The organism is Luteibacter jiangsuensis (assembly GCF_030812295.1).
In the GTDB taxonomy this organism is placed as follows: domain Bacteria; phylum Pseudomonadota; class Gammaproteobacteria; order Xanthomonadales; family Rhodanobacteraceae; genus Luteibacter; species Luteibacter jiangsuensis_A.
Window position 1 is genome coordinate 731,186 of record NZ_JAUSSK010000001.1, and the last position, 24,025, is coordinate 755,210.

The window sequence follows — 24,025 nt, forward strand, 5'->3', positions numbered from 1 at the left end:
CTGTTTCCGCTGGTCGGAGGATCAGGCCGTGGCCTGGGCCGCCGATTTTACGGCGTCGGCCAGCTGCGCCGCCAGCCGTTCCACCTCGGCCGCGTCGGCCGCCTCGATGGTCACGCGCACGAGGGGTTCCGTGCCGGAAGCGCGCAGCACCACCCGGCCGCGGCCTTCCAACGCCGCTTCCACTTCGGCCAGCGCCTGCTTCACCGTCTGCGTGCCGAGCGCCGCCTTGGCGCCCTCGACCCTCACGTTGAGCATCGTCTGCGGCAACTTGACCAGCCCTGCGCGAGCCTCGGCGAAGGTCTCGCCCGCGTCGGCCAGTGCTTCGAGCAAGGCCAGCGCCGCGACGATGCCATCGCCCGTGGTGAAGCGGTCCAGGCACAGCACATGGCCGGAGGTCTCGCCACCGAGGACGCCACCATGTTCCTTCAGCTGCTGCAGGACGTAGCGATCGCCCACGTTGGCGCGGACGAAGGGAATGTCCATGGCCTTGAGCGCGCGCTGCAGGCCGTAGTTGCTCATCAGGGTGCCGACCACCGGGCCGGGCAACGCGGCGCGCCGCTTCCAGTGCCGGGCGATGACGTAGAGCATGTCGTCGCCATCGGTGACGGTACCGTCGGCGTCGACCACGCGCACGCGGTCGCCGTCGCCATCGAAGGCGATGCCGAGATCGGCACCGCGCGCGACCACGGCCGCGGCGAGCGCGGCGGGATCGGTGGAGCCCACCCCGCGGTTGATGTTCAGGCCATCCGGTTCGGTGCCGATGGTCGAGACCTCGGCGCCCAGTTCGCGGAACACTTTCGGCGCCACCTGGTACGTGGCGCCGTGCGCGCAGTCGAGCACCACGCTCAGGCCGCGGAGCGAGAACTCGTCGGCCACGGTGGACTTGCAGAATTCGGCGTAGCGGGTCACGGCATCGTCGATGCGGCTTGCCTTGCCCAGGGCGTCCGAGGCCACCGTGACGAAATCGGCCTCGATCTCGGCCTCGATCTCGGCTTCCAGCTCGTCGTCGAGCTTTTCGCCCTGGCCGGAGAAGAACTTGATGCCGTTGTCCTGGTGCGGGTTGTGCGATGCGCTGATGACGATGCCCGCGTCCGCCCGCAGCGAGCGGGTGAGGAAGGCGACGGCGGGCGTGGGCATCGGGCCGAGCAGACGCACGTCGGCACCGGAGGCGACCAGGCCGGCTTCCAGGGCGGATTCGAACATGTAGCCGGACACGCGGGTGTCCTTGCCGATCACCACGGTGACCTTGCGGCTATGGTCGCGGCGATCCGGCCCGGCGGCGGCACCGCGACGGTCGGCGGCGCGGCGGCGCGCCAGCACGGCACCGGCGGCGCGGCCCAGGCGGAGGATGAAATCCGCACTGATCGGATAGGTACCGACGTGGCCGCGGATGCCATCGGTGCCGAAATACTTGCGTTCACTCATGGTCTTATCGTCCTTGCAGGATCGGCAAAGGATACTCCGGCGGGGTGAAAGTGCCGGATATCCCGGAAGGGCTAGCCGCCTGGTGGGGCTATCGCCGACGGGGTCGGCTCCCACCAGGACGCGGTGCCATCGGGAATGCGGTGCCCACCCGGAGGGTCAGTCGTCGTCGGGCCAGCGGGGCATCGAGGGCTTGTCGTGGCGGGGCGCGGTGTCGCCGGCCTTGACGGCGGCCCATACGGCCAGGGCGTCGACCGTGGGCGCCACGTCATGGACGCGGACCATCACCGCGCCGCGCTGCACGGCGATCAGCGCCGCGGCGACCGAGCCGTGCACCCGCGCGGCCGGGTCCTGCCGGCCGGTCATGGCGCCGATCATGCCCTTGCGGGAGACGCCGACGTACGCGCCCGCGCCGAGCTCGGCGAAGCGTGCCATCGCCCGCAACAGGGCCAGGTTGTGCTCGAGGTTCTTGCCGAATCCGAAGCCGGGATCGACCAGTACCCTGCGCCGCTCGATGCCCGCCAGTTCGCAGGAGAACAGCCGGTCGGTGAGGAATCGGTGGACGTCGCCCACCACGTCGTCGTAGTCCGGCGCGTCCTGCATCGTCCGCGGCTCGCCCTGCATGTGCATGAGGCAGACCGGCACCCGCAGTTCGGCGGCGGCATCCAGCGCGCCTTCGCGGCGAAGCGCGTACACGTCGTTGATCATGCCCGCGCCCGCGCCGATGGCGGCACGCATCACCTCGGGCTTCGAGGTATCGACGGACAACGGCAGCGTCGTGCCCGCCGCAAGGCGTTCGATCAATGGCACCACGCGGCGGATCTCTTCCTCCACGGATACCTCGCCGGCACCCGGGCGAGTGGACTCGCCACCGATGTCGAGCATGTCCGCGCCCTCTTCCGCCAGCTTCATCGCATGCGCGTAAGCGGCTTCGAGGGTGTCGTGGCGGCCACCGTCCGAGAACGAATCCGGAGTGGCGTTGACGATGCCGACGACGCGCGGCCGATCGAGCACCAGTGCGCGGCCGTTGCAGTCGAGTACCGTGGCGAAGGGATCGGTATTCATGGGGTCAGCCCGGCTGTTGGCCGCCGAGCGCGCCCATGAAGTGGCGGTAGTAGCGCAGCTCGTCGATGGAATCGCGGATATCGGAAAGCGCGGTGTGCGCCGAGTCCTTGGCGAAACCACGGAGGATTTCCGGCGACCAGCGCCGCGACAGCTCCTTGAGGGTGGAGACGTCGAGGTTGCGGTAGTGGAAGTAGCGCTCCAGCTTCGGCATCTCGCGATGCAGGAAGCGGCGATCCTGGCAGATGGAATTGCCGCACATCGGCGACTTGCCGGCGGGAACCCACTGGCGCAGGAAAGCGATGGTGGCTTCCTCGGCCTGCTCCGGCGAGGTATCCGATTCCACCGAGCGCCCCCACAGGCCCGAGCGCATGTGCTGGTTGCGATTCCATGCGTCCATCTGCTGCAGACGGGCGTCCGCATGCGAGATGGCGAAGACCGGTCCCTCGGCGAGCACGTTCAGATCCTTGTCCGTCACGATGGTGGCGATTTCCAGGATGGAATCGTTATCCGTATCCAGGCCGGTCATTTCCAGATCGATCCAGATAAGGTTGTCTTCGTTCGCTGGCGTCATGGGCGCTCCTTGAGTACCGCGCAGTCTAACCCGCGAGGCCACCGCCCTGCAGGAACACCGGAACGTGAGATCATCGCCGGATGGCCGAACCGACCTTCTTCTGGCACGACTACGAAACCTTTGGCGCCGACCCTCGGCGGGACCGTCCCAGCCAGTTCGCCGGCATCCGCACCGACGCCCACCTCGAGGTGGTCGGCGAGCCGCTGATGATCTACTGCAAGCCGCCGCGCGACATGCCCCCGCAACCGGCCGCCTGCCTCATCACCGGCATCGCTCCCCAGCTGGCCGAGCGCGAGGGCCTGAAGGAAGCCACGTTCGCCGCGGCGATCCACGAGCAGCTCGCCCTGCCGGGCACCTGCACCGTCGGCTATAACTCACTGCGGTTCGACGACGAATTCACCCGACACCTGCTGTACCGGAACTTCTACGATCCCTATGGCCGTGAGTGGGAAAACGGCAACTCGCGCTGGGACCTGATCGACCTGGTGCGCATGTGCCAGGCACTGCGGCCGGAAGGCATCGTCTGGCCCACCCGCGACGACGGCACGCCGAGCTTCAAGCTGGAGCACCTCGCCACGGCGAACGGCCTGAAGCAAGCGCGCGCGCACGACGCGCTCTCGGACGTCGAAGCGCTGATCGCCCTGGCCCGGCTTATCCGGCGGAAACAGCCGAAATTGTGGGATTGGTACTTCGCCCTGCGGCGCAAGCAGCGTGTCTTCGAACTACTGGACGTGGCGGCGATGACGCCCGTGGTCCACGTGTCGTCGCGCTACCCCGCGAGCCGGCAGTGCCTGACCGTGGTCGTGCCGCTGGCGGCGCATCCCTCGCGAGCCGGCGAGATCATCGTCTACGACCTCACCGCCGATCCCTCCGACCTGCTCGCGTTGGACGACGGGGACATCGCCGACCGCGTATTCACCACGCGCGCCGACCTGCCGGAAGGCGTGGAACGGATCGCGCTGCGCACCATCCGGGCAAACCATGCGCCGGCGCTTGCACCGATGTCGGTGCTCAAGGGCGTCGACCACGCGCGCCTGGGGCTCGACATGGATGCCGTGGAACGCCATCTCGGCGCCCTGCGCCATGCCAGCGGACTGGCCGAGAAGCTGCGCCGCGTCTATGGACACGCCGCCGCCATGCCGCCGGCCGAAGACCCCGAACTGGCGCTGTACGGTGGCTTTCTGCCGGATGCCGACCGCCGCCTGCTGGCCGAGGTACGCGCCACGCCGCCGGAGCAGCTGGGCACCCACCGTTTCAACTTTCGCGACCCCCGCTATCCGGAACTGCTGTTCCGTTATCGTGCGCGGAACTGGCCGGACACGCTCACCCTGGAGGAACACGAGCGCTGGGAAGCGTTCCGCGCCGACCGCCTCACCCGCCACGGCCCGCTCACGACGCTCACCCTCGACGATTACAACGCCGAACTCGCCACCCTGCGCGCCCTGCCCGGCGCCCCCCTCGCCCTGCTCGACGAGCTGGAGGCCTGGGGCCAGGAACTTCGCTGAAGACCCATGCCAAAGACCTATTTCACGCCTGCCACCTTCCGCTTCTTCAAGTCGCTGGTCCGCAACAACAACCGCGAGTGGTTCCAGGACCACAAGGACGACTACGAGCGCCACGTGCGCGAGCCGTTCCTTGAACTGATCGGCGACCTCGCCGCGCCGCTCGGCAAGATCAGCCCGCACTTCCGGGCCGATCCGCGCAAGGTGGGTGGTTCGTTGTACCGCCTGCATCGCGATACGCGCTTCGCCAACGACAAGCAGCCATACAAGGGCTGGCAAGGCGCCCGGTTCTTCCACGAGCGCCGGCACGAGATCCAGGCGCCGGGGTTCTACCTGCACATCCAGCCCGGCGAGTGTTTCGTCGGTGGCGGCATGTGGCATCCGGAGCCGCCGGTGCTGAAGAAGCTGCGCGAGTTCCTGGCCGACAATCCGGGAGCCTGGAAGCGTGCCACGCATGGGAAGGCGTTTCAGGAGCGCTTCGCGTTCTGGGGCGAGAGCCTGTCGCGGCCGCCGCGCGGATTCGATGCGAACCACGAGTTGATCGAGGACCTGAAGCGGAAGAACTTCGCCGCGGGGCGGGATTTCGACGAGGCCATGGCGTGCTCGCCGGCGTTGCTGCCGTTCGTGGTGGACCACTTCAAGCGGCTGGCGCCGATGGTGGATTATTTGTGCGCGGCGCAGGAACTGGAGTTCTGACCGAGGCGGGCCGGGGCCCTCAGCGTTCGTAGAGTTCGATCGGCAGTTCATCCGGGTCGGCAAAGAACGTGAACCGCCGCCCCGTATATTCATCCACACGAATCGGCTCGCACACCACGCCTCGCTCACCCAGCGTCGCCACGACCGCATCGATGTCGCTCACCGAAAACGCCAGATGGCGCAGCCCTTGCGCCTCCGGCCGCGAGGGCCGTTTCGGTGGCGACGGGAACGAAAACAACTCCAGTTGCACGCCGGGGCTCACCTCCAGGTCCAGTTTCCACGAGTCGCGCGCTTCGCGATACGCCTCGTGGATCACCTTCAGCCCCAACACCTCGGTATAGAACGCCTTCGAACGCGCGTAATCGGAGCAGATCAGCGCTACGTGGTGAATCGCTTCAAGCATGACCGGTCACGCCTCGGAAAAAGGAAATGCGAGCACATCGGCGATCGCGTCGGTGCGGGCCAGAACCATCAGCAGGCGTTCGACGCCGAGCGCCACACCGGCGCAATCGGGCATGCACCCCAGCACCGCGAGCAGGTTCTCATCGATCGGCATGTCGTCCTGCCCGCGTGCGCGCCGCTTCACGTTGTCACGTTCGAACCGCGCGCGTTGCTCCACCGGATCGTTGAGTTCGTGGTAGCCGTTGGCCACCTCATACGGACCCACATACGCCTCGAAACGCTTCGCCACGGGCGGATCGCCCTCGCGGACGCGCGCCAACGCGCACTGGCTGGCGGGATAGTCGGAAACGATGGTGATCCGGTCGCGCGGAAAGGCCGGCTGGATCTTGTGCGTCATCAGCAGGTCGAGCCAGTCATCGCGTTCCAGCCCCTCCGGATCGATGCCGCTACTGGCCAGGGGTGCCTGCAGGCGCTCCAGCGGGTCCGTAAGGGGATCGATATCGAGCGCTTCGCGGAAGAGGCCCCGGTAGGTGGTTTCCACGACGTCGAAGATATGCCCCGCCTGCACCAGCAAGCGCTGGAGCAGGTCGATCACCTCGCGTGCGAGCTTCGCTTCATCCCACCCCACGCGGTACCACTCCAGCATGGTGAATTCGGGATTGTGCCGGCCACCAGCCTCGCCGTCGCGGAATACCCGGCCCAGTTCGTAGCAATCGCCCAGGCCCGCGGCGAGCAGGCGCTTCAACGGAAATTCCGGCGACGTGCGCAGCCAGCGTTCGCGCGCGCCGGCATCGACATGGCCACTGAACCGCGTGCGAAAGCTCTGGATGTTCGGGTCGGTGTTGCCGGCGGCCGAGAGGATCGGCGTCTCCACCTCCAGTACGTCGCGCGCCGCGAAGAAAGCGCGTATATGGGCATACGTCTCCGCACGCAGGCGCAGGTTTTTCAGGTCGTTCACGGGGCCGCTCCGTGCTCCTGCAACAAGGCGACGAGATCGGCCTCGGTGTAAACGGGTATGCCGAGTTCGTTCGCCTTGTCGAGCTTGGAGCCCGCCGCCTCGCCGGCGAATACGCCGGTGGTCTTCTTCGATACCGAACCGGCGACCTTGGCACCCAGCGATTCCAGGCGTTCCGTGGCATCGTCGCGCCTGAGTGTTTCCATCGTTCCGGTAATCACGTAAGTCATGCCTTCCAGCGGAAGTGCGGATGCCAGCTTCGCCGGCAGCGCCTCGGCAAGCCTGCGCATGGCATGGTCCGCGCGGCGTAACCCGGCCAGCCGTTCACTGTCGGCAAGACACACGGCGAGGTTGGCGGCGGCGGCCTGCGGCACGCCCGCGACGATCCACTGGTGCTCGCCGGCCTTCACCAGTGCGTCGAGGGTCGCGTAGTTCTTCGCGAGGATGGCCGTACTCTTTGGACCGAGCTTCGGCACCTTGGCGGCATCCAGGAGCACATCCAGGCCCAGTCGATCACGCAGCTTCGGCGAAGGCGCGCCTTCGTCGGCGAACGTGATGCCCGCCGCCAGCAGCGCATCCACCACCTGCTGGTTGCCGTCCTGCTCGAAGAAGGCCGCGATGGAGGTCGCGACCTCGTCGCCGATATCGGGCAGCACGCGCAACACCGGCGCCGGTGTGTGGCGGACGTGTTCCAGCGAACCCAGCCAGTTGGCCAGCGTCTTGGCCGTGCTTTCGCCGATGTGCATGATGCCCAGGGCGAACAGGAAACGCGGCAGGGTGGACCGCTTGCTGGCCTCGATGGCCTGGACCAGGTTCTCGGCCCACTTCGTGGCGACCTTGCCCTGCTTGACGGTTTCCGGTGTCGACCCGTCGCGCTCGTCGGCGAGTGTCTTCATCCGCACGAAGCTCTCGACGGTGAGCCCGTAGAGATCGGCCGGGGTATGCACCATGTCGAACTCGACCAGGGCGTCGACGAAGCGGTCGCCGAGTCCGTCGATGTCCATGGCACGGCGCGAGGCGAAATGGATCAACGCCTCTTTCCGCTGCGCCGCACAGATGAGCCCACCCGAACAGCGGAAGGCGGCGGCGCCTTCCTCGCGCAGCAACGCCGAACCGCAGACCGGGCAGGTCTCCGGCATCTTCCACGGCACGGTCTTCGGCGGACGGCGTTCCTCGACCACGCGCGCCACTTCGGGAATGACATCGCCCGCGCGGCGCACGATGACGGTGTCACCGACACGCACGTCGAGCCGCGCCACCTGGTCGGCGTTGTGCAACGTGGCGTTGGTCACCGTGACGCCGCCGACCTGCACCGGCGTGAGCCTGGCCACCGGCGTCGCCGCACCGGTACGGCCGATCTGGATCTCGATCGCCTCGACCGTGGTCATCTGCTCCTGCGCGGGATACTTGTGCGCGATGGCCCAGCGCGGTGCACGCGAGACGAAACCCATCTCTCGCTGGCCTTCGTAGTCGTCCAGCTTGTAGACCACGCCATCGATGTCGTACGGCAAGCTGTCGCGCTTCGCGCCGATCTTGTGGAAGTACGCGATGAGGCCGTCGAATCCCTTCGCCGTGGAGACCTCCGGTGACACGGGGAAACCCCACTCGCGAAGCTTCTTCAGCGTGGCCGAATGCGTATCCGGCAAGTCGCCGCCTTCGACCCGGCCCACCGCGTAGGCGAAGAAGGCCAGCGGCCGTTTCGCGGTGATGGCGGGATCGAGCTGGCGCAGCGAGCCCGCCGCGCCATTGCGTGGATTCGCCAGCGGCCGCTCTCCCGCGGCGCGGGCCCGTTCGTTGAACGCTTCGAAGGCCGCACGCGGCATGATGACCTCGCCGCGCACCTCCAGCACGCGCGGCCATCCTTCGCCGCGCAGGCGCAGGGGAATGGCCTTCACCGTGCGCAGGTTGGCCGTGACGTCCTCACCGACCGCGCCGTCGCCTCGCGTGGCGCCCTGCACGAAGACGCCGTTCTCGTAGCGCAGGCTGATCGCGAGGCCATCGAGCTTGGGTTCCACGGAGAACACGGGGTTCCTGCGACCGAGGGTCTGCTCGATGCGCCGCTCGAAATCCGCGACCTCGCGGTACTTCTCGCGATCGGTATCGCCTTCCTGCTCGAACGCGTTGCCCAGCGAAAGCATCGGCACCGCATGGGTGACTTCGGCGAAACCGCCCTTCGCGCGGGCACCGACCCGGCGCGTGGGCGAATCGTCGCTGGCGAGGTCGGCATACTCCGCCTCCAGCGCTTCCAATTCCCGCATGAGCCGGTCGTACTCGGGATCGGCGATATCGGGATCGTCGAGCACGTGGTAGCGGTAGTTCGCGTCCTCGATGAGGCGACGCAGGGTCTGTGCGCGCTCGACGGCTTCGGCGGGTGCAGTGGCGGTGGCTTGTGGCATGTGCAGGGTCCGTGATGGCGCGCGCGTCACCGACGCGACCCTGAACTGTCGGCCGAAGAGGCGGCAAAAGCAAGATTCCCATCGGCTATAATCGATCGGCCATGCCCCCCCACGACGTCATCGCCACCCCAGATCCCACCGACGTCCACGCCCTACCCACCGACCGGCCGGCGCTTGCCCCGGCGGAACCGTCCAGCAAGGCACGTTATCGCGGCCTGATCTGGCTCGTTTCGGCCGCGTTCTTCATGCAGGCGCTGGATTCGACGATCATCAACACCGCCGTCCCCGCCATCGCGGGCGCGCTCGACGTGACGCCGCTGAGCATGCGTACGGCCCTGACCAGCTACGTGCTGACCCTGGCCATCTTCATCCCGATGAGCCCCTGGTTGTGCGACCGCTTCGGCACGCGCCGCGTGTTCGGCGGCGCGATCCTCGTTTTCGCCCTCGGCTCGCTGCTCTGTGGCGTGGCGCAGAGCCTGCCGCAACTGGTGGCATCTCGGATCGTCCAGGGCCTCGGCGGTGCCGCGCTGATGCCGGTCGGCCGCTACGTGCTGGTGCGCAGCATCGATCGCCGCGAGTTCGTCAGTTCGATGACCACCGTGGCCACCTTCGGCCTGCTCGGTTCGGTGTTCGGTCCATTGCTGGGCGGTGCGCTGGTGGAGTTCACCAACTGGCGCCTGATCTTCCTCATCAACGTGCCCGTGGGCATCGTCGGCCTGCTGCTCAACCGCCGCGAAATGCCGGATTACCGCCTCGATCGCGCGCACCGCTTCGATACCCTGGGCTTCCTGCTCTTCGCCGGAGCCTCGGCCCTCTGCCTGATGGCGGCTGAAACGTTGGGTGGTGATGGCGCGGGTGCCGGGCACGGCCTGGCCGTCGCGGGCTACGCCCTGGGCGGGGTCGCGTTGGCCTCGCTTTACGTACGCCACAGCCGGCGTACCGAGTTCCCCGTGAGCGACCTCTCGCTGCTGAAGGTGCGCAGTGTCTGGGTGTCGCTGGCAGGCAACCTGTTCACGCGCCTGGGCGTGTCGGGCATGTACCTGCTGCTGGTGCTGTTCCTGCAGATCGGCTGTGGCTGGTCGCCGCTTGCCGCCGGCCTGATGATGGTGCCGCAGGCGATCGGCTCGATCAGCGTCAAGCCCTTCATCGACCGCCTGCTCACCTATTTCGGCTACCGCCGGTTGTTGCTGGGCAACACCATCGCCGTCTCGGTGGTGCTGTGCTCCTTCGCCCTGCTCACGCCGGACTCGCCACCGTGGGTGATCGTGGCCTTCGTCTACGTGTATGGCGCGGTGATGTCGCTGCAGTACACTTCGATGAACACGCTGGCCTACGTGGATCTCGACGTCAAATACGCCTCCATGGCCTCGTCCATGGCCTCGACCGCGCAGTATCTCTCGATGAGCTTCGGCATCGCCCTGGCGTCGCTGCTCATGGGCGGATTCCTCGGCACGCACAACGCCCAGGGATACGTGTGGGCGTTCCGCTGGTCGGTGATCGTCCTGGGCATGATCACCCTCGCCGCGAGCTGGATCTTCGGGCAGCTGCGCGAGACGCGGGCGCCGAAAACTACGGAGACGGCCCCGTAGAGGTTACCCTCAAGGACACCGCGCCTTCCTTCGCGGCTTCGATCTGGACCGATCCCATGCATGACTCCGCCGGCATCCTGCTGACCCTGTTCATCATCTTCGTCGCCGCGCAGATTGGCGGCGAGATCGCGCAACGCCTGCGCCTGCCCTCCGTGGTGGGCGAAATCGCCGCCGGCTGCGCCGTGGGGCCCTCGGCGCTGGGCTGGGTGACCCTTCCCGATATCGCCACCGGCACGCCGCTGGATGTGCTCGCCGAGATCGGCGTCATCCTGCTGCTGTTCTCGGTGGGCCTGGAAACCCGGCTCGACGACCTGAAGAAGGTCGGCGCCAGCGCCTTCCTCGTCGGCGTACTGGGCGTGGTCATTCCGTTCGCCCTCGGTTCGCTATGGGCGCATGGCTCCGGTTTCGACTGGATTCGTTCGATGTTCGTCGCCGCCGCCTTCGTCGCCACTTCGGCCGGCATCACCGCGCGGGTGTTGCAGGAGCTGGGCGTGCTGCAACGGCGGGAGGCACGCATCATCCTCGGTGCGGCGGTGATCGACGACATCCTCGCCATGCTCCTGCTCGGCGTGGTGTCGTCCCTGCAAGGCGGCGGTGCGGTCGACGTCGGCAGCCTGGTCGGCACCTTGCTCGGCGCGATCGGTTTCGTCGCGGTCATCGGCTGGGGCGGTGCGCGTGTGATGCGTCGTGGCTCGGGCTGGCTCGACAAGCCCAGCAACCCGATGTCGCCGCTGGCGATCGTGCTCTCGCTGTGCCTGGGCCTGGCCTTCCTCTCGATGAAGTTCCACCTCGCGGCCATCATCGGCGCCTTCCTGGCGGGCATGATCGCCTCGGAAACCAGCCAGCGCCACCAGTTGGAGGAACAGACCGCGCCCCTGCTCGCCTTTCTCACGCCATTCTTCTTCGTCGTCACCGGTGCCAAGGTGAACCTCGCCGAGCTGGGCAGCGCCAGCGCGTTGTGGATGCTCGCCGTGGTCACCGTCATCGCCATCGTCTCGAAACTGGCCGGCGGATTCCTCGGCGCGATCACGCTCGGGCGGCGCGGTGCCACCATCGTCGGCTTCGGCATGGTCCCGCGCGGCGAAGTCGGCGTGGTGATCGCCAGTCTCGGTCTCGCCGCGGGGGTATTCGACGAGCGAATCTACGCGGTGATCGTTGCGATGTCGCTGTTGACCGCCATGATCACTCCGCCCGTGCTGGCCCTGCTTCTGCGCGACCGCCACGCATCGACTGGTACGCCATGAGCGCGCTGTCCCGCGACGCCTTGAGGTCGACGATCGGCGGCGGATAGCCGGAGCTTTCCAGGAAGGTTTCGTCCTCCCACGGCGCGTGGACGAGTCGCCCGGGTGCCTTTGCCAACTCGGGCACCCAGCGGCGGATATAGGCACCTTCCGGATCGAATTTCTCCGATTGGGCCACCGGATTGAATATCCGGAAGTACGGCGCGGCATCCGCGCCGCTGCCGGCCACCCATTGCCAGCCCATGGCGTTATTGGCGAGGTCGGCGTCGACCAGCGTGTCCCAGAACCACTTCTCGCCGAGCACCCAGTGCTGGCGCAGATTCTTCGTCAACAGGCTCGCCACGAGCATGCGCACGCGGTTGTGCATCCAGCCCGTTGCCCAGAGTTCGCGCATGCCGGCGTCGACGATGGGAATGCCGGTGTGCCCCTTTTTCCAGCGGCGAAGCGCGTGCGCATCGGGCTTCGCCCAATGGAAGGCGTCGAATTTCGGATTGAAGTTTTCCTTCGGCGTCCTCGGAAAGTGGTAGAGCAGGTGGTGGGCGAACTCGCGCCACCCCAGTTGGCGCAGGTAGGGCTCGATGTCGGCGGCCTTCGGTCGTCTGGCCGCATGCGAACGCAGCCCCGCGGCCACCTGCGCCGGCGAGATTTCGCCCCAGTGCAGGTGCGGCGACAGACGCGAGGTGCCATGGCGGGCCGGAAGGTCGCGGCCTTCGACGTAGTGGCCGACCGCGTCGTCGGCGAAAAGCGCGAGCAACTCGTGCGCCCCCTTTTCACCCGGCGTCCACCCGGCAAACCCCCGCGCCCAGTCGCGCTTCGGCAACAAGCCCAGGTCCGCCACTTCCAGCGGCCCGTCCCGCAGGTACCGCTCTTGTGGGAGCCGCAAGGGCGGCTCCGGCAGGACCTCGATCTCGTCGATCCGCGTGCGCGCGTTCCGCCAGAACGGCGTGAACACCCGGTAGGGTTCATCCTGCTTCGTCGCCACATCCCACGGCTCGACCCAAAGCGCCGCGTTGAACGACTTCACCTCGATGCCATCGCCCTCCAGGGCCCGCCTGACCGACTTGTCGCGCTCGATAGCCTTTGGCTCGTACAGCCGGTTGAAGTACACGGCAGCGGCGCCGGTGGCCTCGATGGCGGCACGGAGCCCGTCGATGCTGCGCCCCCTGAGGATCTCGAGCCGGCCACCCTGCCTCGCCAGCGACGCGTCCAGCGCCTCCAGGGAATGATGCAGCCACCAGCGGCTGGCCGCGCCTGGCGCCCATTCCCCCTCTTCCCCCGGGGCATGCACGTATAGGGCAACGACACGTTCGTGCCGCCTGGCGGCCTCGGTGAGCGCGGGATTGTCGGCGAGGCGTAGGTCGCGGCGAAACCAGACGATGACGGTACTCATCGGCGTAGTATCCATGCAACGCGTGAAATGAGAATTGCGCTCGATCTCCGTTCAGTCGACATGCTTAGACTGGTGTCGCTGACGGCCACCTCCCATCCGGTCGTCCCTAAGGAGCTTCCATGAACATCAAGACCGTCCTCGGCCTCCCGCTGGCCGCCCTGCTCGCCAGCGCTGTCGTCGCCCCCGTGTCGGCCGCCACGCTGACGCGCAGCGACGGCATCTATGTGCGCTGCGACCAGTGCGGCGTGGTCCAGAGCATCGAACACAACGTCACCGCCGGCCGCGACCACGGCACCGCGGGCGCGGTGATCGGCGCCATCGCCGGCGGCGTGCTCGGCAACCAGGTCGGCAAGGGCAAGGGCAAGACCCTCGCCACCGTCGGCGGCGCGGTGGGTGGCGGCTTCGCCGGCAACGCGATCGGCAAGGGCGGCGGCAGCGACAGCTATACCCTGCGCCTGAAGATGGGCACCGGCGGCTACACCAACGTGCAGGTCAAGGACGCTTCGGCGATCCGCGAAGGCGACATCGTGGTCGTCGACGAACAGGGCAACGTCTCGCGCGTGCAGTAAGCGCCGCCAGTCACCTGGTGTAGTGAGAAGGCCGGCCCGCAAGGGCCGGCTTTTTTTGGTGGGAGCCCCTGGACTTGGAAAAGCCCCCATCGCCGCTGAAGCGGCTCCCACAACGGCTTTCACTCCTGGCCAGGAAACGGAAGAGGTGGACGCCTACTACGTGCGGGTTTGGACCCGTTCCGCCACCGCGTCGTAGAACGACTCCGGCAGCACCGCGTGCACCGGCACGCGCCACCAGTTGTCGCGCGCGAAGCCACGGCACTTCACGGCATCCTTGTCGGTCATCAGCACAGGACAACCGTCGGCGAAGGTGAAATCGTCGCGGGTGAAGGCGTGATGGTCAGCGAAGGGGTGACCATGCACCGCGATGCCTTGCGCGGTGAGGCTGGCGAAGAAGCGCGCGGGATTGCCGATGCCGGCGACGGCGTGTGCCGGCCGGCCCGCGAAATCCGAGAGCGGCGCGATCAGCGACGATTCGCGCATGTTCACGGCGACGCCACCCTCCAATCGCATCGCGATTTCACCGGCCGTGGGCACGCCGCCGTTGACGACGACGAAGTCCACCTCGGCAAGCCGGCGGGACGGTTCGCGCAACGGCCCCGCCGGGAGCAGGTGCCCGTTACCGAGGCGGCGTTCGCCATCGATGACGCATATCTCGACGTCGCGGCCCAGGCGGTAGTGCTGCAAGCCATCGTCGGCGAGGACCAGGTCGCAGCCCGCATCGACGAGCAGGCGCGCCGCCTCCGGCCGCTCGCGCCCGATCGCCACCGGCACGCCACTCTGGCGGATGAGGCTGGGCTCATCGCCGACCCGTGCCGGGTCGTCGTCTCCGGACAATAGATAAGGCCCGCGCTCGCTTCCGCCATACCCGCGACTGACGATTCCCGGCATGAAACCGCGCCGTTCCATCGCCTTGGCCAGCGCGACGATCAAAGGTGTCTTGCCTGTCCCGCCTACGGTGATGTTACCGACGACGATCACCGGTACCGGCAGGCGGACGATCGCCGAGGGATCGTTGCGAAAGCGCTCCGCGCGACGGCGCGTCACGTTGCGATAAAGCGCCTCGAAGGGAAGCGTCCACCATGGCGGCGACCCTCCGCCATACCAACGTCGCTGCAACGACGTACCGAGGCCCACCCGGTCAGCCCGCCGTGACCTGCTCGTGGAACTGCATGCGATGCAGCGCCGCGTACTGGCCGCCCTTGTCGATGAGTTCGCGATGCGTACCCAGTTCGACGATCCGCCCCTGGTCCATCACGGCGATCTGGTCGGCGTGCTCGATGGTGGACAGGCGGTGGGCGATCACCAGCGTGGTGCGATCGCGCATCAGCCGGGTCAAGGCGTCCTGGATCAGGCGTTCCGATTCGGTATCGAGGGCGCTCGTGGCTTCGTCGAGCACGAGGATCGGCGCGTTCTTCAGGATGGCCCGCGCGATGGCGATGCGCTGGCGTTGGCCTCCGGAGAGCGAATTGCCGCCCTGCCCGATCCGGGTGTTCAACCCTTCCGGCAGACGCTCGATGAACTCCATCGCGTTGGCGGCCTGTGCCGCGGCGGCGATTTCCGCTTCGGACGCGCCGGCCATCTCGCCGTAGGCGATGTTCGCGGCGACGGTATCGTCGAACAGCACCACGTGCTGCCCCACCCACGCGATCTGCTTGCGCAGCGACGGGAGCTTGTACTGACGGTAGTCACGGCCGTCGATCAGGATGCGACCATCGGACGGTTCGTAGAAGCGCGGCAACAGGCTGACGAGGCTCGACTTGCCACTGCCCGAGCGCCCCACCAGCGCCGTGACCGTGCCCGGTGCGCAGGCGAGGTCGACGCCGCGCAAGGCCACGTGGTTGTTGCGCTCGTAAACGAGCTTGACGTCCTCGAAGCGAATATCGCCCTTCGTACGGACGAGTTCTTCCGTACCGGTGTCCACCTCGGCGGGCTCGTCGATGATCTCGAAAAGATCCTCCGCGGCGGTGACACCCTTCTGCAGGCTGGCCTGGATGCCCGCAAGACGCTTGAGCGACGGCAACATGGCGCCCATGGCCGTGAGCACGGCCGTGAACACGCCGGGCGTGATGCTGTTGAGGACGTGCGGACGCGTACCAAGGAAGACCAGCGTCGCGAGGGCCACGGCGCCGGTGGTCTGGATCGTCGCGCTCGACATCGCGCTGGTGGACGACACCTTGAGGTTCAATCGGCGCTGCCGCTCGGCGACGTCACCGAAACGCGCCGTCTCGCGGACTTGGCCGCCATAGATGCGCACTTCGCGATTGGCGGCGACGGCTTCCTCCACCGCGCTGGTCACGGTGCCCATGTTGCCCTGGATGCGCTTGCTGATCTTTCGATAGCGCCGGCTGATCACGGTGACGATCACGACCACGCAGGGCACCAGCACCAACAAGGCCATGGCCAGATAAGGGCTGTGGTAGAGCATCACGCAGAGCATGCCGACGACGGTCAGGCCTTCGGTCACGGCGACCTTGAGCGAATCCGCCGACGCCGAGGCAACCTGCTCGCTGGTATACGTGATGCGCGAGATCTGCTGACCAGAGGGCTCGCGCGCGAAGAAGGCGGCCGGCAGGCGCAGGTAGGCGGCGAACACGTCGATGCGGATCGCCTGCACCACGTTGCGGCCGACATAAGCGATGCCGTAGTCGGTGGCGTATGAAGCCACGCCGCGAACCAGGAAAATGCCCACGATCCAGATCGGCATCCAGAAGATCGTGTAGGGGTCCTTCTCGACGAACAGATTGTCGATCAACGGCTTGAGCATGCCGGTGAACACCGACAGGCAGACCGGGTCGATGATCATGCCGACGATCGCGATGTATCCCGCCGTACGGAACCGCCGGGTATAGCCGAGCAGGCGCTTGTACGTGCGCCAGGTGCGGACGTCCCAGACAGAAACCTTCTGTGTGCTCACTTGCTCGCCGCCGCCTCGGCCGGCGTGGTGGCGATCGAGAGCCGGGTGAAGCCGAGCTGGCCCAGCGCGTCCATCGCGCGCACCACGTTCTGGTGCGCCGTCATCGCGTCGGCGCGGATCACCACCAGCCGGCCGCGATCGGGGCCGGCCACGCGCTCGATGGTGGACTTCAGCGGGTCGATGCCCTCGCCCATCACCTCGTCGCTACCGACCGAGTAGTGGCCGTCGCGGTCGACCACGAGGGTGAGCGCGTTGTCGGCGGTGTCGCGCGCCTCGCTATCCGCCTTGGGCAGGTCGACCTTGAGGCGCGAGTGCTCGATGAAGGTCGTGCTGAGCACGAAGAACATCAGCAGGGTGAGCAGGACATCGATCAGCGAGATCACGTTGATCTCGAAGTCGTCCTCGCGACGGGAACCGATGCGCATGGATCAGCCGGCCTGCGTGGCGGCGGCTTCCGGCGCGGCGGCACGGCGGCGCGGCGGCGCCGGACGCGGGGCCGAGAGATCGTCCAGCAGTGCCGTGGCTTCCTTTTCCATCTGCACGACATAGCCGCTCACCTTCGAGCGGAAATAACGGTGCAGCACGTACGCGGGAATGGACACCACCAGGCCGAAGGCCGTGCAGATCAGGGCCTCGCCGATGCCGCCGGCCATCTTGGTCGGATCGCCGATCCCGCCCGCCATCACATTGAGGAACATGCGGATCAGGCCGATCACGGTACCCAGCAAGCCCAGCAGCGGGCCGATCAGGGCGATGGTGCCGAGGGTGTTCAGGTAGCGCTCCATGCGGTGGACCACATGGCGGCCGGTATCCTCGATGCGTTCCTTGATCAGCTCACGCGGACGGTCGCGCACGGCCAGGGCGCCGGCGAACAACTCGCCCAGCGGCGAACCCTTCTCCAGAGCGGCGAGGTGTGCGGCGTCGAGCCTGGACGAACGGGCCCATTCGCGAACCTCGGCGCCCAGCCCCGGTGGCAGCACGGCCGCGCGGCGGAGAGCCCAGAAGCGTTCCAGTACGATCGCCAGCGCCGCCAGCGAGCAGATGAGGATCGGCAGCAATGCCCAGCCGCCAGCCAGAAGGATCTCGAGCACGTGAACCCCGGGAGTACCAAAAAGTCAGGCGGGCATCATAGCAGGGCCCGCGATCCGGACTGAGGCGGCCTTGGCAGTCCGGATCGCGGGCCCCTTCGCTATCGCATCCTCACGGCGCCAACAGCTCCAGCTCGGCCACGCTACTCGGACCCGCCCCGTCGAAGGTCAGCCGGTACCGGCTGTACGCCGCCGGCTGGGCCACCACGAAGGCGCGGGTCTGGCGATGCCACGGGAAGCGCTCGTCGTGGCGTTCGTCCAGGGTCGTCCAGTGCTTGCCGTCGGCCGAGCCCTGCAAGGTCCATCGTGACGGCGCCTCGGCGGACGCGGGCGAGGTCACCGTGTAGACGGTGACGCCCGCCGGCTTGTCCAGGCGGTAGGCGACGACCGCCTTGCCAGCCGGCAACGCGAATTCCGTGGACGAGTCGTTGTCCGCCAACGCGGCCAGCTTCGCCTCCCGCTTGCCGCCGAGGGTGACGGCATCGGCGCGCGTCAGATCGCGCAAGGGCGCCGGCTTCGAGCCTTCCGCTGTGAGCGAAGCGGGCAAGGCGTCGGCACCGGTGCCCCATGTCGAGGGCTTGGGACCCATCTCGAACTCGAGCGTCGCGCCCTTCGCGAGCAACGCGTGTGGCAAGCTGAGCTTGTTCCACGGCTGGCCGTCGACCTTGAGCGACTGCACGTAACGGTTGGTGTCGCTCACGCCCGGTGCACGGATATCGATCTTCGCCCCGCCTTCCAGGGTGATGACCATGTGCGGGAAGTGAGGCGCGCCGATCACGTACTCGGGCGTGCCCATGCGCAGGGGGTAGAAGCCCGCGGCACCGAACAACCACCACGCCGACATCTCGCCGTTGTCCTCGTCACCCGGATAGCCCTGGCCGATCTCGCTGCCCACGTAGAGGCGGGACACCGCGTCGCGCAACTTGTCCTGTGTCTTCCACGGCTGGCCCGCCTCGTCGTACATCCAGATGATGTGATGCGACGGCTGGTTGGAGTGGCCGTACTGGCCCATGCGCACGTCGCGCGCCTCGAGCATCTCGTGGATCACATCGCCGTAATCGCCGACGTCGAATTTGCCAGGCGTGGAGAAGAACTCGTCAAGCTTCGCACCGAGCGCCTCGCGCCCGCCATGGAGCGCGGCGAGACCGGCACCGTCCTGCGGCGCATGGAAGGCCATGTTCCAGGCATCGGTCTCGGTGTAGTCGCCGCCCCAACGGATCGGGCTGAAATCCTTCGCATCCCATCGCCACTTGCCGGCGGGATCGCGGGCGACGAAGAAGCCGACGGCGGGATCGAACAGGTTCGCGTAGCCAAGGGCGCGCGAACGGTACCACACCGCGTCGTCCGCATAGGAGCGGTAGCCGTCGCCGGATGGCGGCGCCTTCGCCAACGCCGCGGCCAGGTTGCCGATGGCGAAATCGTTGATGTATCCGTCCATCGACCAGGACAGGCCTTCGGCGACCTTATCGTCGGTATAACCGTTGAACAGGGAGCGCTCGATGCCTTTGCGGCCGGCACCCTTCACATCGCTGACACTGGAGGCGTTGCGGATCGCCGACTGGTAGAACGAGACCACGTCGAAGTTGCGCACGCCCTTCAGCCATGCGTCCGCGAAGGCGACATCGGAACTGGTGCCGACCATCAGGTCCGCGTAACCCGGCGACGACCAGCGCGCGATCCACCCGCCGTCGCGGTACTGCTGCACGAAGCCATCGATCATCCGGCCCGCTTCCGTCGGCGTGAACAGTACGTACGCGGGCCAGGCCGTGCGGTAGGTATCCCAGAAACCGTTGTTCACGTACGGCTGGCCATCGACGATACGCGCGCCGGTATGCGTCGGCGTGTTTTCGCCGGCGGGCGCGGAAAACGGGCTCGCGTAGCGCCACACGGGCTTTTCCTTGCTGCCGGTGTTCTCGTACGCCTGGTTGGGGTAGAGGAACAGGCGGTACAGGTTGGAATAGAGGATGGTGCGCTCGTCGCGTGTCGCACCTTCCACGGCGATCATGCCGAGGCGTTCGTCCCAGGCTTTGCGGGCGCGTTCGCGGACACTGTCGAAGTCGTCGCCGGCGGCGATTTCCTGGGCGAGATTGGCCTTGGCCTGGTCGATTCCGATGAGCGAGGTGGCGATGCGCATCGTCACCGTCCTGCCACCCTTCCTGGCCGTGTCGAAGCCGAACCAGGCCGAGGCGGCGTCGCGCTTCTCGCCGGTCAGGCGACCGCTCTCCGTCACCGGCTTGTCGAACTCGGCGTAGAAGAACAGGCGGGTGGCCCCCGTGGAAAGGCGGCTCTTCACGTCGGACCAACCCTGGATCGCCCGGTGTTCCGGATCGAGCGTCACCGCCGCTTGTTCGTTGAGATTGTCGAACACCAGTTGCGAACGTTTCTCCGTGAAGGTGAAACGGAACATGGCGGCATGATCGGTCGGTGTGATCTCCGTGACCACGCCGTTGTCGAAGCGCACGCGGTAGTAATCCGGATGCGCCACCTCCGCATCGTGGCCGAAGGAAAGCGCACGCGTCTCGCGCTTCAATGGGGGCGCGCCGGAAGCCACCTGGGCGGGCATCACCTGGAAGGTCTGCCGTTCGCCCATCCACGGGCTGGGCTCGTGCGACAAGCCGAACGCCTCGATACGCGGGCGATTGTCGTCGCCGTTGCGCTCCTGGTACTGGTAGATCCAGTTCGAGCCGGCGTTCGTGGTCGGCGTCCAGAAATTGAAACCGTGTGGCATCGCCACGGCGGGGAAGTTGTTGCCGCGAGAGAAATTGGCGTTGGCGTTGGAGCCACGTCGGGTGTCGACATAATCGGTGGGATGGGAGCTGGCGACATCCTTGACCACGCCGATACGGACATCGTCCACATAACCCTCGAAGGCCTTGCCTGCCGGCGCATCGGCGGTCAAGGCGATCGAACGCACGCGGCGCCCCTTGGCCACCGCGCCGAGATCGACGCTCACGTAGTTCCACTGGTCCGGATAGAGCACGCGCCCTTCGCCCTGCCCCTTCGCGGTGGCAGGCACGCGATGCTGGTCGCGCGCGCCGGTCGCCGATAGCCGCGAACCGTCGTCGAAGACGAGATCCACGCTCACGTAGTTGGCCGGGTTCGCCAGGTCGTCCTTGTTGGAACGAGGGAACACCAGCCAGGAGAGCGTCGTGCCGTCGGCCACGCGAAGATCGGTGTCGAACAGCTTCGCGGTGACTGGCGATCCGGTCGAGGTGCCGGCGTACCGCAGTGAATGGGTGCCGGTGAAGCCGACATTCGCCTTGGCGGTGAGCACCGCCTCGGCGGGCGGCCCTCCCACGATCCGGATATCGAGGCTGCCCTGGGGGCTAGCGGCGAGCGTGGGATTTCCTTTCTCGAACGAACTGTCGAAGCCCTGGCTAGCCGCAAGGGCTCCCACCGGTACCACCACAGACGCCGCCGCCAGGGCGAGCACCGCCCTCCCCCAACCGTGCTTCGATACCGTCACGCGTCGATCCCCTCGTTTGCGGAAGCGGCATTTAAATCGTTCTAAATTCAAAATGTCAAACGGCGGTGCAACACGGAGTGGCGAATCAGCCCACCAAGTCCAACCAGCCGGTACTCTTTATAAAGCCGGGACCCGGCATGCCGCGCCGACATTTCGATGCATGGTCATTCTGCATTGTCATGCAACCCTCTGGTCAGCCAGGTCCGATTCCCGCCCCTGACCGCGTCTACGAGTCCCATGACGCCGGGCCACCACAACCAGAGACGGAACGACAGGCCAATGGTGGACGACACTATCGCGTCCCTCCAGTCCTGCGCACACGGATTCGCCGATCGGGCGACATGCAGCGTCGTCACGAGCAGGTAAAGAGCCGCCTGTATCGCGAGCAGAACGATCGTTTCAAGAGGTATCCAACAGAGCGCAAGAAGATTGAACGGTGCGAATCCGAGCGTCGCATGCTTGATCACATGCCACCCGAGGAAGGGAAACATAAGGACAGCTGCCCCGGGTGACGCCCGCCAAAGCTCCCCGTATGCTTCGATGTGCCCACGCGACCAACGTCGCCTTTGGCGGTTCAACCCTTCCACCGACTCGGGACAACGGGTGAGGGCTACGGCCTCCACCACATACCTGGATCCGTAACCGAACGCCAATGCTTTCCATGTCCACGCCATGTCCTCCACGGACCATCGCCCCCATCCGCCGATGTGTTCGATGACCGTCCGTCTATGCGCAGAGAAAGCGCCAGCCATCGTAGGCACGCGGCGGACGTGATTCTGCACCAGCTTCGTCGCACTGAGCGCCCCCGTATATTCCCGATACTGCATCCTCGTTATGGCGGAGGCGTGTGGATTGCAGGGGACGAGGTAGCCACATGCGACAGCGCACTCGGGATCGGACCACAAACGCTCCACGAGTCTTTGCATTGCTCCGTCGGATGGAATCGTGTCGCTATCGACGATCACCACCACATCCGTATCGTCGGGAAGACATACGAGTGCCTCGTCCAGCGCCCTGCCTTTGCGCCCCGTATTTCGATCGAGAACGACGGATTTCACCGCGTGTTCTCGCGCGCCACCTACCCACGAGACAAGGCACGATTGAATCTGGTTGGTCGAGCCGTCGTCGACAAGGAGGATGTCCATCCTCCCCGTGTAACGTTGTGTGTCGATGGCCTCCAACGTCCCGAGGAGCCGGCCTATGTCCTCGTTGTAATGGGGAACCATCACGGTAACGTTAGGCATGCGGTCGGGCGCGGCGATGCCACGCGGCTTGGCTGGCCTGATCAACAGGCCCACCACGAGGACGACCAGCCAGGCAATGCTCATGAGCATCGGCAACAAGAGAGCCATCACGGCACTCATTGCCGGCCCGGTCCCGTTCCTGCTTGGGAACCGGATGTACCTTCCGTGGTAAACATGGCCTTCTCCTTTGTACTGGCCCGTCTCCGCAGGCTAGCACCCGAACCAGGCATCGTTGGATAGGTGCCCCTGAATTCCACACGCCTTCGCGGCTCCGTTTCGGCAGCCATGCCAGAAGTCATTGGTTTTGGAGTACATGCACGACCTGAATGGATCAGCCAACCAGGTCCAACCAGCCAAACATCGAGGCTCCTTCGATGGAGCGAACGACCTCCAGGCCTCCCGACGAAGTCGACCGGTACTGGATGATGTCCTTCTCGATGTACTTTTCCATGTAGATGCCCGTGCGGTCGAAGCGGTTGAGCTCCCCGAGTTCCGGACGAAGACGATGTGAATCGATGTCTCGCTGCAACGATATGAAGCGGGTAGTTCTTCCCACTGAACCGGCTAGGCCGGAATAGTCGCGATTCCAACCATTGTCGCCGTACCCATCGTCGATACGGCGAAACACGCCCTGCTCGTCCCAGTTGCCACGCTCCGTATCGAATGTCCTGACCACCTGCTCGTTGAAGCCCGCAGCCATACGCACAAGTTCACGATCGCCGTTCAACGACTCTTCCAACCAAACGATGGATCGTTCGTCGAGCGTGCTGTCGACCACTTTCAGACGGCCTTCGTCATGGATGACATCGTAGTTGCCGTCGACGATATCCGAGCGGATCGTTCGCATCGTGTCGAGCAGACCATTCAACCGGTTCGCGAAGCATTCGAAATCGACACCTAGCTGTTGGTAATTTCGCATGACGGGGTCCCGGCACGGTGCCGGGCCAGTACGTATGGCTGACGGGCCTTCAGCCTTGCCGGCCGCCAAGGATCGTGATGAGTCGCCTCCAACGATTCGTTGTAACCCGGCTTGCTGCAAGCTTGCGGGGGACACGATCATGGCCGCGTCCCCCGATAAACTTCCCTACACACATGGACGAAAGACGCTGTTTCGAATCTCCCCTCGGCAGTGACACGAATTTGTGCCGAAGGAACATAAGTGATATCCCAGTACTCGGGGCGATTGGATGTGCGATGTACTCGGACGGGCCCTGCGATTCCAGCTCCCCTACAGGCGCCCATGGGCAGACGTACACGTCCTTGCCCAAGCCCGTTGGATACGGTGGTGGCTCGCCCAACCATGGGCGCACCGTTCAGGCTGTTGCCGTCATATGCCTCGACGGTGAATGAGACGCCTGGTAAAGCAACCGGTCGGCCCACCCCATCGAATAGGGCGACCGACACTTCGACCTCCCGCGCCGCGTTCGCACCGCCCGGGGCTAGATGAGTAATACGTTCATTGCTATCGAACCCGGTAATTTGCGGCTTCAGTTGATCCTCGGTTGCAGAGGC

General features: G+C 66.3%; 19 protein-coding genes. 5 read left to right on the forward strand and 14 right to left on the reverse strand.

What is annotated here, in order from left to right; all coding sequences use genetic code 11:
• Positions 1-21: 21 nt before the first annotated feature.
• From glmM to orn, 3 genes are all read right to left on the reverse strand, one after another.
• Complete coding sequence (glmM, locus tag J2T07_RS03165; protein ID WP_306847171.1) at positions 22-1,425, reverse strand: phosphoglucosamine mutase; 1,404 nt, start codon at positions 1,423-1,425, stop codon at positions 22-24.
• A gap of 156 nt (positions 1,426-1,581) precedes the next feature.
• Positions 1,582-2,487, reverse strand: a complete 906-nt coding sequence (folP, locus tag J2T07_RS03170) for a dihydropteroate synthase (protein WP_306847173.1) — start codon at positions 2,485-2,487, stop codon at positions 1,582-1,584.
• A 4-nt stretch (positions 2,488-2,491) separates the two neighbouring features.
• Positions 2,492-3,058 (reverse strand): oligoribonuclease, encoded by a 567-nt coding sequence (orn, locus tag J2T07_RS03175; protein WP_306847175.1) that lies wholly within the window; start codon positions 3,056-3,058, stop codon positions 2,492-2,494.
• Between the two features lie 80 nt (positions 3,059-3,138).
• Here orn and sbcB point away from each other — a divergent pair, with 80 nt between their 5' ends.
• Together sbcB and J2T07_RS03185 are read left to right on the forward strand one after the other, a co-directional pair.
• A complete protein-coding gene (gene sbcB / locus J2T07_RS03180; RefSeq protein WP_306847177.1) occupies positions 3,139-4,563 on the forward strand; it encodes an exodeoxyribonuclease I in 1,425 nt (474 codons plus the stop codon).
• Between the two features lie 6 nt (positions 4,564-4,569).
• Positions 4,570-5,256 (forward strand): DUF2461 domain-containing protein, encoded by a 687-nt coding sequence (locus tag J2T07_RS03185; RefSeq protein WP_306847179.1) that lies wholly within the window; start codon positions 4,570-4,572, stop codon positions 5,254-5,256.
• 19 nt (positions 5,257-5,275) lie between these two features.
• Here J2T07_RS03185 and gloA2 read toward each other — a convergent pair whose 3' ends face one another.
• From gloA2 to ligA, 3 genes are read right to left on the reverse strand one after another with little or no spacing between them, the layout of a single operon-like run.
• Positions 5,276-5,659, reverse strand: coding sequence for an SMU1112c/YaeR family gloxylase I-like metalloprotein (gene gloA2 / locus J2T07_RS03190; protein WP_306847182.1), 384 nt, complete (start codon positions 5,657-5,659; stop codon positions 5,276-5,278).
• A gap of 6 nt (positions 5,660-5,665) precedes the next feature.
• Positions 5,666-6,616: an EF-P lysine aminoacylase EpmA gene (gene epmA, locus J2T07_RS03195; protein WP_306847184.1), complete on the reverse strand. Its 951-nt coding sequence runs from the start codon at positions 6,614-6,616 to the stop codon at positions 5,666-5,668.
• Positions 6,613-9,009 (reverse strand): NAD-dependent DNA ligase LigA, encoded by a 2,397-nt coding sequence (gene ligA, locus J2T07_RS03200; RefSeq protein ID WP_306847186.1) that lies wholly within the window; start codon positions 9,007-9,009, stop codon positions 6,613-6,615. Before ligA ends, epmA begins: the two co-directional genes overlap by 4 nt.
• A 101-nt stretch (positions 9,010-9,110) precedes the next feature.
• Between ligA and J2T07_RS03205 the strand changes: the two genes are divergently transcribed.
• Positions 9,111-10,598, forward strand: a complete 1,488-nt coding sequence (locus tag J2T07_RS03205; protein WP_306847188.1) for an MFS transporter — start codon at positions 9,111-9,113, stop codon at positions 10,596-10,598.
• Positions 10,599-10,654: 56 nt separating this feature from the next.
• Complete coding sequence (locus J2T07_RS03210; protein WP_306847190.1) at positions 10,655-11,842, forward strand: cation:proton antiporter; 1,188 nt, start codon at positions 10,655-10,657, stop codon at positions 11,840-11,842.
• Here the strand turns inward: J2T07_RS03210 and J2T07_RS03215 are convergent.
• Positions 11,781-13,229: a cryptochrome/photolyase family protein gene (locus tag J2T07_RS03215; protein WP_306847191.1), complete on the reverse strand. Its 1,449-nt coding sequence runs from the start codon at positions 13,227-13,229 to the stop codon at positions 11,781-11,783. The two genes, J2T07_RS03210 and J2T07_RS03215, sit on opposite strands and share 62 nt — an antisense overlap.
• A gap of 119 nt (positions 13,230-13,348) precedes the next feature.
• Here J2T07_RS03215 and J2T07_RS03220 point away from each other — a divergent pair, with 119 nt between their 5' ends.
• Positions 13,349-13,798, forward strand: coding sequence for a glycine zipper 2TM domain-containing protein (locus J2T07_RS03220; protein WP_306847193.1), 450 nt, complete (start codon positions 13,349-13,351; stop codon positions 13,796-13,798).
• Positions 13,799-13,954: 156 nt separating this feature from the next.
• Here J2T07_RS03220 and lpxK read toward each other — a convergent pair whose 3' ends face one another.
• The 7 genes from lpxK to J2T07_RS03255 all read right to left on the reverse strand — a co-directional run bounded on the left by lpxK (position 13,955) and on the right by J2T07_RS03255 (position 23,432).
• Positions 13,955-14,935, reverse strand: coding sequence for a tetraacyldisaccharide 4'-kinase (gene lpxK / locus J2T07_RS03225; RefSeq protein ID WP_306847195.1), 981 nt, complete (start codon positions 14,933-14,935; stop codon positions 13,955-13,957).
• A gap of 4 nt (positions 14,936-14,939) precedes the next feature.
• Positions 14,940-16,715 (reverse strand): lipid A export permease/ATP-binding protein MsbA, encoded by a 1,776-nt coding sequence (gene msbA / locus J2T07_RS03230; protein WP_306847197.1) that lies wholly within the window; start codon positions 16,713-16,715, stop codon positions 14,940-14,942.
• Entirely contained in the window at positions 16,712-17,140 is a 429-nt protein-coding gene (locus tag J2T07_RS03235; protein WP_306847199.1) for an ExbD/TolR family protein, read from the reverse strand. Before J2T07_RS03235 ends, msbA begins: the two co-directional genes overlap by 4 nt.
• Positions 17,141-17,143: 3 nt before the next feature.
• Positions 17,144-17,806 carry a MotA/TolQ/ExbB proton channel family protein gene (locus J2T07_RS03240; protein ID WP_306847201.1) on the reverse strand — a complete coding sequence of 221 codons (663 nt, stop codon included), beginning with the start codon at positions 17,804-17,806 and terminating at the stop codon, positions 17,144-17,146.
• A 109-nt stretch (positions 17,807-17,915) separates the two neighbouring features.
• Positions 17,916-21,269 (reverse strand): GH92 family glycosyl hydrolase, encoded by a 3,354-nt coding sequence (locus J2T07_RS03245; RefSeq protein WP_306847203.1) that lies wholly within the window; start codon positions 21,267-21,269, stop codon positions 17,916-17,918.
• Between the two features lie 164 nt (positions 21,270-21,433).
• The gene (locus tag J2T07_RS03250) at positions 21,434-22,621 is read right to left on the reverse strand and encodes a glycosyltransferase family 2 protein (protein WP_306847204.1); all 1,188 of its coding nucleotides are present in this window, start codon (positions 22,619-22,621) and stop codon (positions 21,434-21,436) included.
• 223 nt (positions 22,622-22,844) lie between these two features.
• A complete protein-coding gene (locus tag J2T07_RS03255) occupies positions 22,845-23,432 on the reverse strand; it encodes a hypothetical protein (RefSeq protein ID WP_306847206.1) in 588 nt (195 codons plus the stop codon).
• Positions 23,433-24,025: the final 593 nt, after the last annotated feature.

Excerpts from the sequence above, each read along its gene's own strand:
- gloA2 (WP_306847182.1), bottom strand. The coding sequence starts at position 5,659 with ATGCTTGAAGCGATTCACCACGTAGCGCTGATCTGCTCCGATTACGCG.
- J2T07_RS03185 (WP_306847179.1), top strand. The coding sequence starts at position 4,570 with ATGCCAAAGACCTATTTCACGCCTGCCACCTTCCGCTTCTTCAAGTCG.
- glmM (WP_306847171.1), bottom strand. The coding sequence starts at position 1,425 with ATGAGTGAACGCAAGTATTTCGGCACCGATGGCATCCGCGGCCACGTC.
- J2T07_RS03205 (WP_306847188.1), top strand. The coding sequence starts at position 9,111 with ATGCCCCCCCACGACGTCATCGCCACCCCAGATCCCACCGACGTCCAC.
- J2T07_RS03215 (WP_306847191.1), bottom strand. The coding sequence starts at position 13,229 with ATGAGTACCGTCATCGTCTGGTTTCGCCGCGACCTACGCCTCGCCGAC.
- ligA (WP_306847186.1), bottom strand. The coding sequence starts at position 9,009 with ATGCCACAAGCCACCGCCACTGCACCCGCCGAAGCCGTCGAGCGCGCA.
- orn (WP_306847175.1), bottom strand. The coding sequence starts at position 3,058 with ATGACGCCAGCGAACGAAGACAACCTTATCTGGATCGATCTGGAAATG.
- J2T07_RS03210 (WP_306847190.1), top strand. The coding sequence starts at position 10,655 with ATGCATGACTCCGCCGGCATCCTGCTGACCCTGTTCATCATCTTCGTC.
- folP (WP_306847173.1), bottom strand. The coding sequence starts at position 2,487 with ATGAATACCGATCCCTTCGCCACGGTACTCGACTGCAACGGCCGCGCA.
- sbcB (WP_306847177.1), top strand. The coding sequence starts at position 3,139 with ATGGCCGAACCGACCTTCTTCTGGCACGACTACGAAACCTTTGGCGCC.
- J2T07_RS03255 (WP_306847206.1), bottom strand. The coding sequence starts at position 23,432 with ATGCGAAATTACCAACAGCTAGGTGTCGATTTCGAATGCTTCGCGAAC.
- J2T07_RS03250 (WP_306847204.1), bottom strand. The coding sequence starts at position 22,621 with ATGGCTCTCTTGTTGCCGATGCTCATGAGCATTGCCTGGCTGGTCGTC.
- J2T07_RS03220 (WP_306847193.1), top strand. The coding sequence starts at position 13,349 with ATGAACATCAAGACCGTCCTCGGCCTCCCGCTGGCCGCCCTGCTCGCC.
- J2T07_RS03235 (WP_306847199.1), bottom strand. The coding sequence starts at position 17,140 with ATGCGCATCGGTTCCCGTCGCGAGGACGACTTCGAGATCAACGTGATC.